Genomic DNA, 13,306 nt, shown 5'->3' on the forward strand with positions numbered 1-13,306 from the left:
CCCAGGCGGAGGCGTCCGCCGCCGCCCTGGCTTTCTTGCAGCGCACAGCGCCGCCGACCACCATGCCTATGGCCGCATCTGCCTTGGCCATGCCGTCCGCACGCTCGCTCCTTGCTCCCGTGCCCGTTGCCGCGCCATTTTACTCCTCCCATCTGCGGTTTCTCATCTGGGCGGTGACCGGTGCGGGTAAAACCGAAATGATCTTCCCGCTATTGGAGCATGAAGTGCTTGCGGGCCGCCGGGTTGTGGTCGCTACCCCACGCAGGGACGTGGTGTTGGAGCTGCTTCCCCGTATGCGGGTGGCTTTTCCCCATATGAACGTCGTGGCGCTGTATGGCGGCAGCGAGGATCGCGGCAGTTCGCTTACTCAGAACGGTGGCATTCTTTTGTCTACTACCCACCAACTGCTGCGCTTTCGTAATGCTTTCGATTTGGCGGTCATCGATGAAGTAGATGCGTTCCCCTACCACAATGATCCTATGCTACAGTTTGCCGCAGCCAAATCGGTCAAGCCCGATGGCCGCTGTATTTATTTATCAGCGACGCCACCTGCTGGCATGCGCCGGGAAGCGGAGCAAGGCCGATTGGACTACGTTCGCGTACCGGTGCGATACCACCGTCATCCGCTGCCTGTCCCTTGGTTTTTGCGGGCTTCCCCCCTCCACAAGATACTGAAGACTGGAAAGCTGCCCGATCCCCTGCTTAAGAGCCTAAACGTCTCCATCCGCCGTGGTGCGCAAATTTTCCTCTTCGTTCCGCAGATTGCGATGGTTGATCCTCTTGTCACGCTTCTTCAAACCTGTTTTCCGGAGTTAACCATCGAAGGAACATCATCCAAGGATGATCTGCGAGCCGACAAAGTCACCGCATTCCGGCAAAAAAACACCAACCTGCTGGTGACGACCACCATTTTAGAAAGAGGAGTTACCGTGCCGAAGTCGGATGTTTTCGTGTTGGATGCGGATTCACCTTTGTTTGACGAAGCGGCTCTGGCGCAGATGGCCGGAAGAGCGGGGAGATCAAAGGACGATCCTGCGGGGCGGGTTGTTTTTGTAGCCGCTTCCTTAACCAAGTCTCAAGCGGAAGCAGTTCGCCAAATCCGTAAGATGAACACAATCGCCCGGAAAAAGGGCTTTTTACTGGATAAGAGATGTATTTATAAAGAGGAGGCTTAAGAAATGTCAGAGAGCAATCCCGAAAAATTAACCTGGAAACAGCGGTTTGCGCAAACCTGGCAGATTCATGAGCGTAAGAGTTGCCCCTGTTGTGGGCAGCCTCCCAAAGGCCCCCTCAATCCGCTGGGTCTTTGCGTAAAATGTTTTAGGGCCATTCCATGGATTACCGACATTTGCTGTGAAGTTTGCGGCCGATCGGAGATGTGCCCGGATTGCCTGCGGCCTCATAAACGTTATTTTCGCATGAATCGCAGCGCGGTCCGTTACAATCACCCAATGAAGGATATGCTGGCTCTGTATAAATATAGAGGGGACGAGCGTTTGGCTCACTTGATGGGAAAAATGCTTGTCCACGCCTACGCCAAGCTGCGCGAGGACTGTGGTGCAGAAAGACAGGCTTATTTTGATTGCATCACCTATGTACCGGTAAGCGAGGAACGCATGCTGGATCGAGGCTTCAATCAGGCGGAGCAGATGGCCCATGAGTTAGCCAAATGGGTACAGCTTCCCGTTATTCCATTGCTTTGCCGTACGCGTTCCACCTCCAAACAAAGCTTCAAAACAAGAGAAGAACGTATTAAAGATATGAAGGGGGCTTTTGCTCCCGACGAATCGGGCTTCCACCTTCTATCCCGGTTGCCCCATCAAGCTGGTGATCTTCAACATCCGCAGCGAATTATCCTCATCGACGATGTTTATACAACTGGCAGTACAATGAACCAATGCGCGGCAGTCCTCGCTTCTGGGCGGCATACAGAGGTATTTGGCCTCACTTGGGCTCGTTAAATTTTTCTTAAATTAAGGAAAACCATTTGCATTTCCTAGCGTATTGAAAGACACTGGTCTTAGGCTGAGTAAAGAAAAAGGAGGTCAAGTCAATGTTCGATATTCATACCCACATTCTTCCGGGAGTGGACGATGGTGCACAAAACCTCGATGAATCCCTTGATTTGGCCCGCGCTGCTGTTGCAGAAGGTATAACCGGCCTAATCGCCACCCCCCATCATCAAAACGGACGGTATTGGAACGATGCTGCTTTCGTAACGGCGGCAGTGTCGGTGCTGCAGGAGATTTTTCGGGAAAAAGAGATTCCGCTCAACCTGCAGGCTGGTCAAGAAATTCGCGTGTATCCGGAGCTTCTGGACGATTTAGCGGCAGGCAAGCTGCTGACTTTGGGGAATTCCCCCTACCTATTGATCGAATTTCCCACGGCCAATGTGCCGCATTATGTTTCGGAGCTGTTTTATGAGCTTTGTCTGCTTGGCAAAATCCCGGTTATCGCACACCCTGAGCGAAACACCGAACTGGCCAATCACCCGGATCGGTTGAAAAAGCTGATCGACCTGGGCGCCTATGCTCAAGTTACCTCCCATTCCATTAACGGGGGCTTCGGACGGACGGTTCAAACGATATCGTTAAAAATGCTACGCAGTAACCTGGTGCATCTCGTCTCATCGGATGCTCATCATATCGACATGCGTCATTTTGCGCTGCAGGAGGCCTATTGGCGAGTGCAAAAAGAGCTGGGGCGCGAAAAATGCCAGCATATGAAGAATAATGCAGAGAAAATCGGTATGGGTGAACACATGTCGAAGTTCTGGGAAGAACCTGTTGCGAGCCGCAAAACCTTCTTCTCCTTTTTTCGGAGTAAATCACTTTAATGGAATGGAATGTCGTCTCGATGAATCGTAAAGCAATCGTATGGCTTTTGGTATGCCTTGGCTGGATGGCGATCATTTTTAACTCGTCCAGTCAGCCTTATGAGAAACAAGATCTGCGTCCCAAGCTGCACAGCTGGATTTCGGAAGATTTCGTCAAAAAATACTTCTCTCATGTCGTCTTCGATTACGCCGGCAGCGAAGTCAGCATCCGCGCCAAAGGCGTACCGGGCTTCGTGGAATTTTTTATCCGCAAAGGGGCTCATTTTTCTGTTTATGCCGCGCTAAGCCTGTCGTTTCTCATGTTTTTCCGCTCGTTAAAGGTTTATCGCTGGAAGGGGTTCCTGTTCGCTGTTGCCGCAAGCCTGCTTTATGCCATTTCCGATGAAATCCATCAGAGCTTTACGGCGGACCGCACGCCTCTTGTTCAGGATGTAGTGGTGGACTTTGTCGGGGCTGTGGTGGGAGCGGCGATTTTGTCCTTCATTTTGCGGAAGAAAAAAGATAAAGATCGGCTCGTTTCATCATAGTATCAGAATGAGGGAAATCAAAAGAGGGCAAGCAAACGGATAAAGCCTCCATTTCGCAACTCGGAATAGAGGCTTATATTTTTCAAACTCAAAAGAACCGAGCAACAAATGACTCACCAAGCCATGCAAATTGAACTTTTCCAAATAGCTATCCAGTCTAGAGAACATGAACCAAACGCGTTAACACTTAGTACTGCCTTTTAATGAAACCTACACCGGGAAATGGCTACCTCAGCTTGAAGTTACACGGAGTCGTTTATCAATAAGGTTTAAAAGCCACTCCTGCTCGCCGGGAATTTTCTCTTGTAACCTAGCAGCTGCTACAGGCAATATCCAAGCATTAATACTTTCGTATCTTATATTTGCTAGCCTACAATACTCATTCAAGTAAGCTCTGTTTAATATTCTTTTAATCAGCCGGAGTGGAAGTGTCATTATTTTGGGTGTCCCTGATGAATTAAACGGAGAAAGAAAGATTATTGAAGTTCTTGCTACATCACACATAGGATCCCCAATGTTTGCGTTAGTCCAATCAATTGCAATTGATTTGTTATTCGTCACTAAAATATTGTCGGGATGAAAGTCACCATGACATATCCAATTACCTTCTGGTAATTTGTAAAGATATTCGCAAATTAGGCCTGTTTTCTCTCCCAGTATTTCTTTGGCCTCATGTATCGATTGTTCCAATATATCTTTTTGGCGAGGAAGCTTTGTCGTAGAACAGCGATGAATGCTAAAATGAAGTCGTGCCATTTCTCTTGCATGCTTTATACTTCTAGTAGGAGAAGTTTGCATCATGGTAAGCATGGACGCCCCAGGAACCCGTTCATAAAGAAGCCCTCTCCGGCCTCCCTCTTCCACCATCTCGTAAACACTTGGAGCAGGTACTCCAGCCTCTTTTAAGGCCATACCGATTTCAGCTTCACCACGAATCCATTCGGGTTGATACTGATCGTAATAAAGCTTTAAAACCTGATGATCCCCCCATTCATAGACCTCAGCACTCATACCCTTTCCTATCATCGCACCTTTTTTCAATGTTGCTCCTCCATCCAGTTCTATTTAATCTATTATTTCGTTGAAAATAATAAGATTACCTTTCTAGCATGGGAAACTATGAGTTTGCAGTCTCCGCTCCGTCAAGGCGAATGTGGTCGATCAATTCGCATTTGAGATCGAATCTGTGAGTGGCTTCGAGAATGCCTCCCCAAAAACTCGCCCTTACTTGTGGTACGTTTCCACGCAAGAAATCCTCAAGAATTGTGACTTAAATCTTCTATACAACCTTGCTTTTCTCATGTAAACTTTATATAGAAGAAACATGATGCGGAAAGCGAGGGGCAAACACATGACTCTAAATGTCATGAATTGTACGCGCTGCGGGAAGTTGTGTATGCGTACGCCTGCTGAACTTTGTCCGGCCTGCGTGCGAGAACTGGATGAACATTGTGAACGGTGCGTCAAATATATTAAAGAGAACAGCGGGACAACGCTTCAGGAACTTAGTGAGGCTACTGAGATCCCGGTTAAACAAATTATTCGATTTATTCGCGAGGGACGGATTTCGCTTGTTCGTACTCCTAATCTTCACTATCCCTGCGAGAGCTGCGGCGAGCCGATTCAGGAGCAGACCCTTTGTGATTCCTGCCGGCAGAGAATGGCCAAGGAGATTCAAGCCAGTATAAAGGGCGACGATGCTTTGGTACAGGAACAAACGAAGGAAGATCATATTACTTTTCAAATTCGCGACCGTCTTCAAGGCCGTAGACGTTAATTGTTGCCCGGTTTTTATGAAAAGCTAAACAATATCCATACATTTGCCGATACATGTAGTAAAGATGATCGGCTTTTTTGTATAGCTGTGAAAGGAGCGATTACGGTGAAAATCAATGAACCGTCTCGTATCGGAAATGTGAACCCGTATAACAGGCAGCAAGAAATGAAGACTGCCCAATCGGATAAAGCCAGGACCAAGCGGAAAGACGAAGTACAGATTTCCTCTGAAGCCAAGGAACTGCAAGAAGCAGTTTCGGGCGGACAACTTGTAGACGATGCTCGGAAGGAAAAGCTGGAAAGCCTGAAGCAATCGGTTTCCACGGGAACTTATCAAGTGGAAGCAGGCAAGATCGCCGAGAAGCTTTTGCCGTATTTGAAATAGAACCTCAAGGGAATGGGTGAAAGCTACATGACGACACAAGCCTTGGTGACGTGTCTGGAGGAACTCATAGGGCTCCATGAGTCGCTATGGCAGCTTGCCAGAGATAAGACAGACGTGCTGGTCCGCAATCAGGTCGACGAGCTGAATCGGCTGGTTAATAAGGAAACCCAGTCGATTAGGAAAATCGCAGAATGGGAAAGCAAAAGGAAGGAAGCCGTTGCGGACTTCTTGAAGCAGAAGGGGTTTCGACCGGACCCGGCCATTACCATGACGGAGCTTAGCAAGCTGGTTTCCGATCGGGAGGAAAAACGGCGCCTGCAGGAGTTGCAGGGGGCTTTGCAGGATATCGCGGCTCGTATTCAGGCGACCAATGAACGAAACAAAAGATTGATCGAACACTCATTGGAATTCGTTGAGTTATCTCTCGATTTACTCACCGCTCCGGAAGCGGACGAGATGGTGTACCAGGACCCCAGGAGTTCGCAGCAGTCAGGCAAACGGGTGGTTCGGTTCGATACTAAAGCATAAGGAGAATGCGGCATGAGTTCAACCTTTCACTTACTGGAAACCTCCAAGCGAAGCCTGCTGACCCACCAGGTTGCGCTGCAGACCACAGGCCAAAATATTACCAACGCAAGTACGACGGGATACTCCCGGCAGAGAGTGAGTATGGTCGCGAGCCGTCCGCTGGAAGCTCCGGGCTTGATGAGATCCAACACCCCCGGTCAAATCGGTACCGGTGTCGAATACGACAGCATCACCCGGATACGGAACACCTTTCTGGATGTCCAGTATCGTCGGGAGAATCAGTCGATGGGCTCCTGGCAAATCCAGAATGAGACGCTGACCGCCATTCAAAATATTGTAAACGAACCTTCCACCAATGGTCTTAGCACGGTAATGGACAAGTTCTGGAACTCCTGGGAGACGCTGAATCGGGACCCTTCACTCCTGAGCGCCCGAGTCGCCGTAGCCGGAGCTGCAAGTAACATGGCGGATACCTTCAAGCATATCGGCGAGTCTTTGACGAGTTTAGAGAAAGACATCAATTCCAGCATCGACAAGAAGGTGCAGCAGGCCAATACGCTGATCGACGGGATTGCCGACCTGAACCACTTGATTCGGTATACAGAAGCATTGGGTAACAATGCCAATGATTACCGGGATCAGCGGGATGTGATGATCGACCAGTTGTCCTCCATCGTCGATGTGAGCTTTTCCGAAGACAGCAGCGGCATGACCAATATCACCTCCGCAGGGGTCAATGTGGTAAGCGGGGAAACCGGAACCCATTTAACTACGGATGCGGCGACTGATGCCACATCCGGGGAGTTGAACGGATACGTGAAGTCGCTGGGGGAAACGGGAAAGATCCGAGATCAGCTCAATGCGCTGGTAAACACTCTGGCGACGGGAGATATAAACGTAACGCTCAGCAATGGGTATGTAACGAAGCAAGATCTGACGGCTTTGAACGATGTAACGCTGAAAGACGGCACAGTTATTCCAAAGGGGACGACTATTCCGGCGGGCTCTTCGGTAACCTCCTCCATCCAGTTGACTGTTAAGGGCTTTAACGGCTTGCACGAGCTTGGCTATACGCTGACTTCTCCCACGACGGACGGCGTACCGTTTTTTACAGCCAACGGGGGCGGCGATTTTACTATCGATAATATCGCCGTTAATCCAGCTATCTTGAAAGACACGAACATGATTGCCGCTTCGTCCAAATATGAAACGCTCAATGGAGTCGACAAGGCTATCCGCGGTAACAGTGACATCGCCAACGCCATTGCCGGCTTGCGTGATGCGATCTTCACTTTCCCGGATGCTCTCACCTCCTTGTCCAACGGCACTACCGACGATTATTTCCGTGCCGTGGTCGGCGATTTGGGGATTCGATCCAATAATGTGGAAACCAATTACAATAACCAGCAAACCATGGTAGATAACATAGAAATCCAACGGCAGTCGACCAGCGGCGTGTCCCTTGATGAAGAGTTCACGGATATGATCCGCTTCCAGAAAGCCTACAATGCCGCTGCGCGCGTTGTGACCGCCGTTGATGAAATGCTGGACAAAATTATTAACTCAATGGGTATCGTTGGGCGATAAGCCGACAGGAGGATGAATCAAGATGCGCGTAACCAACTCCATGCAGAGCACCCAGCTGCTGCGTAATTTGCGAAATGTCAATACTTCCATCACTCAGAGCCAGCAGCAGTTGGCTACGGGCCAACGGATCAACAAGCCAAGCGATAATCCGGTCGGTGTCACGTACCAGATGCGCTATGACACTGACTTGGCTCGCAGTGAAGAGTTCTCTCTCAACGCTCAGACCGGCAAGGAAATTTTAAACACGATGGATTCCCTGATGGGGCAGGCTAACGATGTGCTCAAGCGGGCGCATGTTCTTGCTCTGCAAGCAAAGAACGGAACCTACGATGACCAGCAGCGGGCCGCGATTGCCGCAGAGGTCAAGCAGCTGAGGGAACAGATGGTGACTATCGGCAACAGCAAATACAACGGCCGGTATCTGTTCAACGGCCAGAAAACCGATCAAGCACCATACACATCCGATAATGCCGCCGATGATCAAACGGATAACGGATTGTTTTATTTAAGCGTAAGTCCGGAAGTGAGAGTTCCAGTCAGCATATCCGGTGAAACCATCTTTGGTCAGCACGGAACGGACAATGCATTCAAGGTATTGGACGATTTGGTTGCGGGTCTGGAAGGCAACGACGCTACCGCTATCGGAGCAAGCTTGGACAAGATTGATACGATATCTGACACGATTTCCATTAGCTGGGCCGAGATTGGAGCCAGAACAAACCGTTTCTCGATGATGGAAGAACGAATCGCCGACGAGCAGGTTAATGTCAAAGAACAGCGAAGCAACATCGCTGATGTCGATTTCTCCCAGGTGCTTGTAGAGAACCAGTCCAAGCAAAATGTTCTGCAGGCGGCGCTCTCCACAGGAGCCAAGCTGATGCAGACTTCACTACTTGACTTTTTAAGGTAACCGTACATTCCCTTCGGATTAGGAGGATAAACGATGTCTGGGATTGGGTCCTTATCTTCCGCCTATCGGTATGCGGACAGAGGGTATCAACCGGCGGATATGGAGATTCGTATGCGGCAGGCTGATATTCAGGTGGATATGCAGCAAGTATACGAGGATTGGGGGCTGAAGAAGCCGTCCACTTTTTCCCGAGAGATGGCTCAGGAAGACAAAGCGAAATACATGGAAAATCTCGCATACAAAGTGGAGGAAGGCCGGCGCCTGGGCAATATACGATCCGGGGAGAAAAACGTTGCCGGTCATATGGCCCATGAGCGCTATATGCGCAATGGCTCCAAGGAGCTTACCATTGAGGCGCTGCCAAGGGAAGGTCCGCGATTCGATGTCCGTATCTATCCGCCGGAAATTCAGATAACCCCGAAGGGAGTATTACCGAAATAATGCTTATTCAAAGCTCAGCCTACGGAACCATTTCTGTCACAGACGAGCAGGTTTTTGCATTTGAGAGCGGCATTGTCGGGATTCCGGAAATTCGGGAATACGCGATACTGCCCTTTCAAGATACATCTTTTTTTATTCTTCATGCCCTAAGCGGAGATGTCAGTTTTATTTTGCTTCCAGCTTCCCAGGCGGCTATCCCCGATTATTCATTCGAGCTTTCGGACGAAGCGGCGGAGCGTCTGCTTGCAAAGGACCCGAGGGATTTGGAAGTCTTTCTCATCGTAAACGCTCAAGAAGATCGGTTATATGTGAATCTATTGGCTCCGATTTTATTATCCGCGACAGTACGCAAGGGGTACCAATACGTTATCACGGATAAAGCTTACGCAATCCGGCATCCGCTTGTAGCTGAAGGAGGCGAATAGATGCTGGTATTGAGGCGCAAAATCGGCGAAGCGGTGATGATCGGGGGGACTATTCAGGTCCAGATTTTGGGGATTGAAGGGGATCAAATCAAGCTTGGATTTATAGCTCCCAAAGACGTACAGATCCTTCGGGAGGAACTGTATCAAGGCATCGTCGAGGAAAATCAAGCAGCAAAGGAGCAAGCGAGTCAAATACAGCCAGATCACATCCTGAATCTGCTTAAAAACTTTCAAAGGTGAATTTCACTTAAATAAATTCTATAAGCGAGTTTTGGAAGGTTGGGGTGTTCAGGATGATGATTCAGCGTATGGAGACGGTGTCTGTTGAGAAAGTAAGGCCCGGGGAAAGCTACTCGACTGTTTCGAAAACTTCTCGGGTAGAACAAATCCCAAAGTCGATGAAAAGCGAAAGCAGCGAGAAACCTCAGGAGTTTTCGGGAGAGTTGCAGAAGAAGCTGGAGGAGCAAGTCCGTAAGTTGAACGAATCCATTGCCTCTTCTGGCAAGGAATTAAAGTTCAAGTACAACGATGAAGCGAAGCAATTGTATGTGGAAGTAATTGACGCGAAAACGAAAGAGGTTGTGACCAGCCTGCCACCGGAATTTTTAATCGATCTCTCGATGAAAATGAAAGAGATGATCGGCATGTTTTTGGACAAGAAGGTTTGATGCGTTCATTCAAAGTAAAGGAGTGATAGATTATGTCCATCAGTTTCGCGGGACTGGCTTCAGGATTTGATTCCACTGCGTATATCAAGGCTGTCATGGCTCAGGAAAGTGTTCCGCTGACCAATCTGCAGACGAAAATCAGCAACACGACGACCTTTCGCAGCGTGTTCACGACATTAAATTCCAAATTGGCGGCGCTTAAGACTGCCACTGCCGATCTGAACTATAACTCGACTTTTACCGTTGCGAAAGCGACCAGCTCTGACTCAAGCAAGCTGACAGTAAGCTCCACAGGTTCGGCGAGCTATGGGGAGTACGCGGTGAATGTCGTAGGCCTTGCCAAAGCGCAGGTAACAACCAGTAAAGCCATGGTATCGGCAGATTCGTTTTCTCAAACCGGAACCCTTTCGGTACCGACAAGCTCCGGTAGTGCTGATATCGACTTATCGAGTACTGATTTCCAGGGAATAACCAATGAAAAAGCTCTCGATTTGATTGCCCAGAAAATCAACAGTACAACCGGTGTAACCGTGAAGGCAGCTATCGTTCAAACAAAGCCTGGGGAAAAAACATTGGTTTTAACGGGAAAAGAAACAGGTGTGAGTTTCTCTGTTAGTGGCACCAACACAACCTTCATGAACTCAACAAATGTTACAGAAGCTAGCAACGCAAAAATTACAGTTAACGGTCTAGCCATCGAAAGTACCAGCAATACGGTAAAGGATGCCATCCCAGGTGTAACTTTAACCCTTACAGGGACAGGCGACAGTACCGTGAAAGTGGACCAGGATACAGATCAAATTACTTCAAAAATCGATACCTTCGTATCGGCGTACAATGCAGTCATTGATCTGATTGACGCCAACACCCAAAAATCCACCAAAAACTCAGACGGTACGTATACGGCGACACTGCAGAGCGATTCCACCCTGCGGGACTTGCGTAATCAGTTGGGCAATTGGGTGAATACGAAGTTTGATGTAGGAAATATCAAACTCTTGTCCGATGTCGGCTTGGAAGTGGACAAGGGTGTCACAACCGCTTCCCTGATGACAGGAAAATTGTCATTTGATAAGACCAAGTTTGCAGAAGCAATGGCCAAAGATTCCGATGCCGTTCAAAAGTTATTTGTCGGTACGTCGGCAGATAATGTTGGTATTGGGCAATTCTTCATGGATAAATTACAAAGTTATACTAGCAGTGTTGACGGCCTATTGATCGCGAAAATTAAAGGTTATGACTCTGATATCGCCTATATGCAGGAACAATCCGACAGTATGCAGCTCCGCTTGGATAAACGTGAAGAGACGTTAAAAGCGAAATATGCAAACCTTGAAGTGGTCATGTCGTCGCTTAACAACCAGAAGACCTGGATCACCAACCAAGTTGCAACCTTGACGAAATCTGCTTCCTCGAATTAACGGACAGGAGGATGGTGCATGTGGCATCACCTAATCTGACAGGCTATCAAGCTTATCAACAAACCAAATATCAGACTGCCACTCCCCATCGTTTGACACTGATGTTGTATAATGGCGCCATTCAATTTTCCCGAAGAGTGCAGAAGTCCATCGAAGCGGGCAATCTTATCGAAACAGGACGGAACGTTCGCAAGGTACAGGATATCATTCATGAGCTTCTGGGATCGTTGAACATGCGAGAAGGCGGCGAACTTGCCCGGAATTTGCGGTCACTCTACCTTTATTCTCTTGAAAAATTGCGCGAAGCCAATCTGGATCAATCCATGGAGGCGATCAGTGAAGTGATTGGCTTGCTGGAAGAGCTTAAGGGAGCATGGGAGGAAATCGGCAAGGTTGTCGCCACGGATGGTGTAAATGCATAATTCACTGGAAATACCCCATTTGCTGGAACGGCGAAAAATTCTATATGAACAATTGCTGAAAAATGCAGATCAGCAAGTTGGGCTGTTGAATCAACTGGAAGACGATGAGTTTCGGACGGCATACACTCGTGCAGCGACCGAGTGGAAAGTGTTGGTACAAGAGCTCGAGGCGGTTCAATTTCAATTGGGAGAAAGAGAAGTTCCCGATTCGAAGCTTCACGACAGCTCCTTGCTGCCGATTTTGGAGGAAATTCATCTTCGGCTGGGCCAAATCCAGTCACGGATCAGCAGCGAGCAGGCAGCGCTTCAAACCGATCAAACGGAAGTTCGCAATCAACACAAGATTTTAAACGCTTATTACGGCGTCGCCAACAGGGATCTGACGGCTCTTTATTTCGATGAAAAAAAATAATTTTGAAAAATTGAAAAATGTGCTAAAAAAATGAAATGGTACTTCCGATATAGATAGTAGGCCACAAGGATGTGGCCAATTCAAACCAATCATGGAGGATGATTATCAATGGGAATGTTTATTAACACAAACGTTGGTGCGATCAACGCAAACCGTAACTTGAGCTTCAACAACACAAACATGAGCAAGACAATGGAAAAGCTGTCTTCCGGCTACCGCATCAACCGTGCTGCTGACGATGCCGCTGGTCTGGCTATTTCCGAAAAAATGATTTACCAAATCAACGGTCTGAACCAAGCGCAACGCAATGCTCAAGACGGTATTTCGATGATTCAAACGGCTGAAGGTGACTTGACTGAAGTTCACTCCATGCTGCAACGCATGAACACTCTGGCTAACCAATCAGCTAACGGTACTTATCAAAATACCGACCGTGATAAAATTCAGCTTGAAGTTTCTCAATTGACATCAGAGATTAACCGAATTGTTGGTAACTCCAAATTTAACGGAGTTAATTTGCTGAATGCTAGCGCCACTGTCAATTTCCAAATTGGTGTTAGTAACACCGAAACATTGCAAGCTAGTTTGTCAGACAACAAGACTGCCACTCTCTTTAGTGGTGCAACTCTCAGTGTTGCAACACTTACAGGTGCACAAAGCGCTATGGCAATTATATCCAAAGCAATCAATACCGTATCTCAAAACCGTGCACAACTTGGTGCTTACCAAAACCGTTTGGAACATACGATCAACAGCTTGGGTGTTACTTCTGAGAACTTGTCTGCTGCTAACTCCCGGATTAAGGATGCCGATATGGCAACCGAAATGACCGCCTTCACGAAGAACCAAATTCTGGTTCAAGCGGGTACAGCAATGTTGGCACAAGCTAACTCCGCACCTCAAGCAGTTCTTAAGCTTCTTGGTTAATAACCGGATAAAGAGAGCCTCCATTAATTGGAGGCTCTTTT

At 48.3% G+C, this 13,306-nt stretch carries 18 protein-coding genes; 17 read left to right on the top strand and 1 reads right to left on the bottom strand.

Annotated features, from left to right (window positions below; genetic code table 11):
* The 4 genes from TJ79_RS21435 to TJ79_RS21450 all read left to right on the top strand — a co-directional run.
* Positions 1–1,175 (top strand): helicase-related protein (locus TJ79_RS21435; protein ID WP_052339849.1); only part of this gene is annotated, 1,175 nt, incomplete at its 5' end.
* Positions 1,176–1,418: 243 nt separating this feature from the next.
* A complete protein-coding gene (locus TJ79_RS21440) occupies positions 1,419–1,961 on the top strand; it encodes a ComF family protein (protein WP_155987986.1) in 543 nt (180 codons plus the stop codon).
* 92 nt (positions 1,962–2,053) lie between these two features.
* On the top strand, positions 2,054–2,836 hold the full coding sequence (locus tag TJ79_RS21445) for a tyrosine-protein phosphatase (protein ID WP_040952403.1): 783 nt from the start codon (positions 2,054–2,056) through the stop codon (positions 2,834–2,836).
* Positions 2,836–3,363 (top strand): VanZ family protein, encoded by a 528-nt coding sequence (locus TJ79_RS21450; RefSeq protein WP_155987987.1) that lies wholly within the window; start codon positions 2,836–2,838, stop codon positions 3,361–3,363. The genes TJ79_RS21445 and TJ79_RS21450 overlap by 1 nt, the downstream gene beginning before the upstream one ends.
* Before the next feature lie 231 nt (positions 3,364–3,594).
* Here TJ79_RS21450 and TJ79_RS21455 read toward each other — a convergent pair whose 3' ends face one another.
* The gene (locus tag TJ79_RS21455; RefSeq protein ID WP_040952404.1) at positions 3,595–4,404 is read right to left on the bottom strand and encodes an aminoglycoside phosphotransferase family protein; all 810 of its coding nucleotides are present in this window, start codon (positions 4,402–4,404) and stop codon (positions 3,595–3,597) included.
* A 355-nt stretch (positions 4,405–4,759) separates the two neighbouring features.
* On the opposite strand from TJ79_RS21455, the gene TJ79_RS21460 reads away from it, so the two are divergent.
* The 13 genes from TJ79_RS21460 (at position 4,760) to TJ79_RS21520 (ending at position 13,265) form a co-directional block, all read left to right on the top strand.
* A complete protein-coding gene (locus TJ79_RS21460) occupies positions 4,760–5,140 on the top strand; it encodes a flagellar protein (RefSeq protein ID WP_238323103.1) in 381 nt (126 codons plus the stop codon).
* Positions 5,141–5,245: 105 nt separating this feature from the next.
* Positions 5,246–5,524, top strand: a complete 279-nt coding sequence (gene flgM / locus TJ79_RS21465) for a flagellar biosynthesis anti-sigma factor FlgM (protein ID WP_040952405.1) — start codon at positions 5,246–5,248, stop codon at positions 5,522–5,524.
* A gap of 27 nt (positions 5,525–5,551) precedes the next feature.
* Positions 5,552–6,052 (top strand): flagellar protein FlgN, encoded by a 501-nt coding sequence (locus TJ79_RS21470; RefSeq protein ID WP_040952406.1) that lies wholly within the window; start codon positions 5,552–5,554, stop codon positions 6,050–6,052.
* A gap of 12 nt (positions 6,053–6,064) precedes the next feature.
* Positions 6,065–7,639 (top strand): flagellar hook-associated protein FlgK, encoded by a 1,575-nt coding sequence (flgK, locus tag TJ79_RS21475; protein ID WP_040952407.1) that lies wholly within the window; start codon positions 6,065–6,067, stop codon positions 7,637–7,639.
* 22 nt (positions 7,640–7,661) lie between these two features.
* A complete protein-coding gene (flgL, locus tag TJ79_RS21480; RefSeq protein ID WP_040952408.1) occupies positions 7,662–8,549 on the top strand; it encodes a flagellar hook-associated protein FlgL in 888 nt (295 codons plus the stop codon).
* Between the two features lie 33 nt (positions 8,550–8,582).
* Positions 8,583–8,990 (top strand): DUF6470 family protein, encoded by a 408-nt coding sequence (locus tag TJ79_RS21485; RefSeq protein WP_052339850.1) that lies wholly within the window; start codon positions 8,583–8,585, stop codon positions 8,988–8,990.
* Positions 8,990–9,415 carry a flagellar assembly protein FliW gene (gene fliW, locus TJ79_RS21490; RefSeq protein WP_040952409.1) on the top strand — a complete coding sequence of 142 codons (426 nt, stop codon included), beginning with the start codon at positions 8,990–8,992 and terminating at the stop codon, positions 9,413–9,415. The genes TJ79_RS21485 and fliW overlap by 1 nt, the downstream gene beginning before the upstream one ends.
* Positions 9,416–9,655, top strand: coding sequence for a carbon storage regulator CsrA (gene csrA / locus TJ79_RS21495; protein WP_040952410.1), 240 nt, complete (start codon positions 9,416–9,418; stop codon positions 9,653–9,655).
* Positions 9,656–9,708: 53 nt separating this feature from the next.
* Positions 9,709–10,083 carry a flagellar protein FlaG gene (locus tag TJ79_RS21500; RefSeq protein WP_052339851.1) on the top strand — a complete coding sequence of 125 codons (375 nt, stop codon included), beginning with the start codon at positions 9,709–9,711 and terminating at the stop codon, positions 10,081–10,083.
* A gap of 32 nt (positions 10,084–10,115) precedes the next feature.
* Entirely contained in the window at positions 10,116–11,504 is a 1,389-nt protein-coding gene (gene fliD, locus TJ79_RS21505) for a flagellar filament capping protein FliD (protein ID WP_040952412.1), read from the top strand.
* Positions 11,505–11,524: 20 nt separating this feature from the next.
* Positions 11,525–11,926 carry a flagellar export chaperone FliS gene (gene fliS / locus TJ79_RS21510; RefSeq protein WP_052339852.1) on the top strand — a complete coding sequence of 134 codons (402 nt, stop codon included), beginning with the start codon at positions 11,525–11,527 and terminating at the stop codon, positions 11,924–11,926.
* Positions 11,919–12,338: a hypothetical protein gene (locus TJ79_RS21515; protein ID WP_040952414.1), complete on the top strand. Its 420-nt coding sequence runs from the start codon at positions 11,919–11,921 to the stop codon at positions 12,336–12,338. The genes fliS and TJ79_RS21515 overlap by 8 nt, the downstream gene beginning before the upstream one ends.
* A gap of 108 nt (positions 12,339–12,446) precedes the next feature.
* Complete coding sequence (locus TJ79_RS21520) at positions 12,447–13,265, top strand: flagellin N-terminal helical domain-containing protein (protein ID WP_040952415.1); 819 nt, start codon at positions 12,447–12,449, stop codon at positions 13,263–13,265.
* Positions 13,266–13,306: the final 41 nt, after the last annotated feature.

This window comes from Gorillibacterium massiliense (genome assembly GCF_000455485.1).
Taxonomy (GTDB): domain Bacteria; phylum Bacillota; class Bacilli; order Paenibacillales; family NBRC-103111; genus Gorillibacterium; species Gorillibacterium massiliense.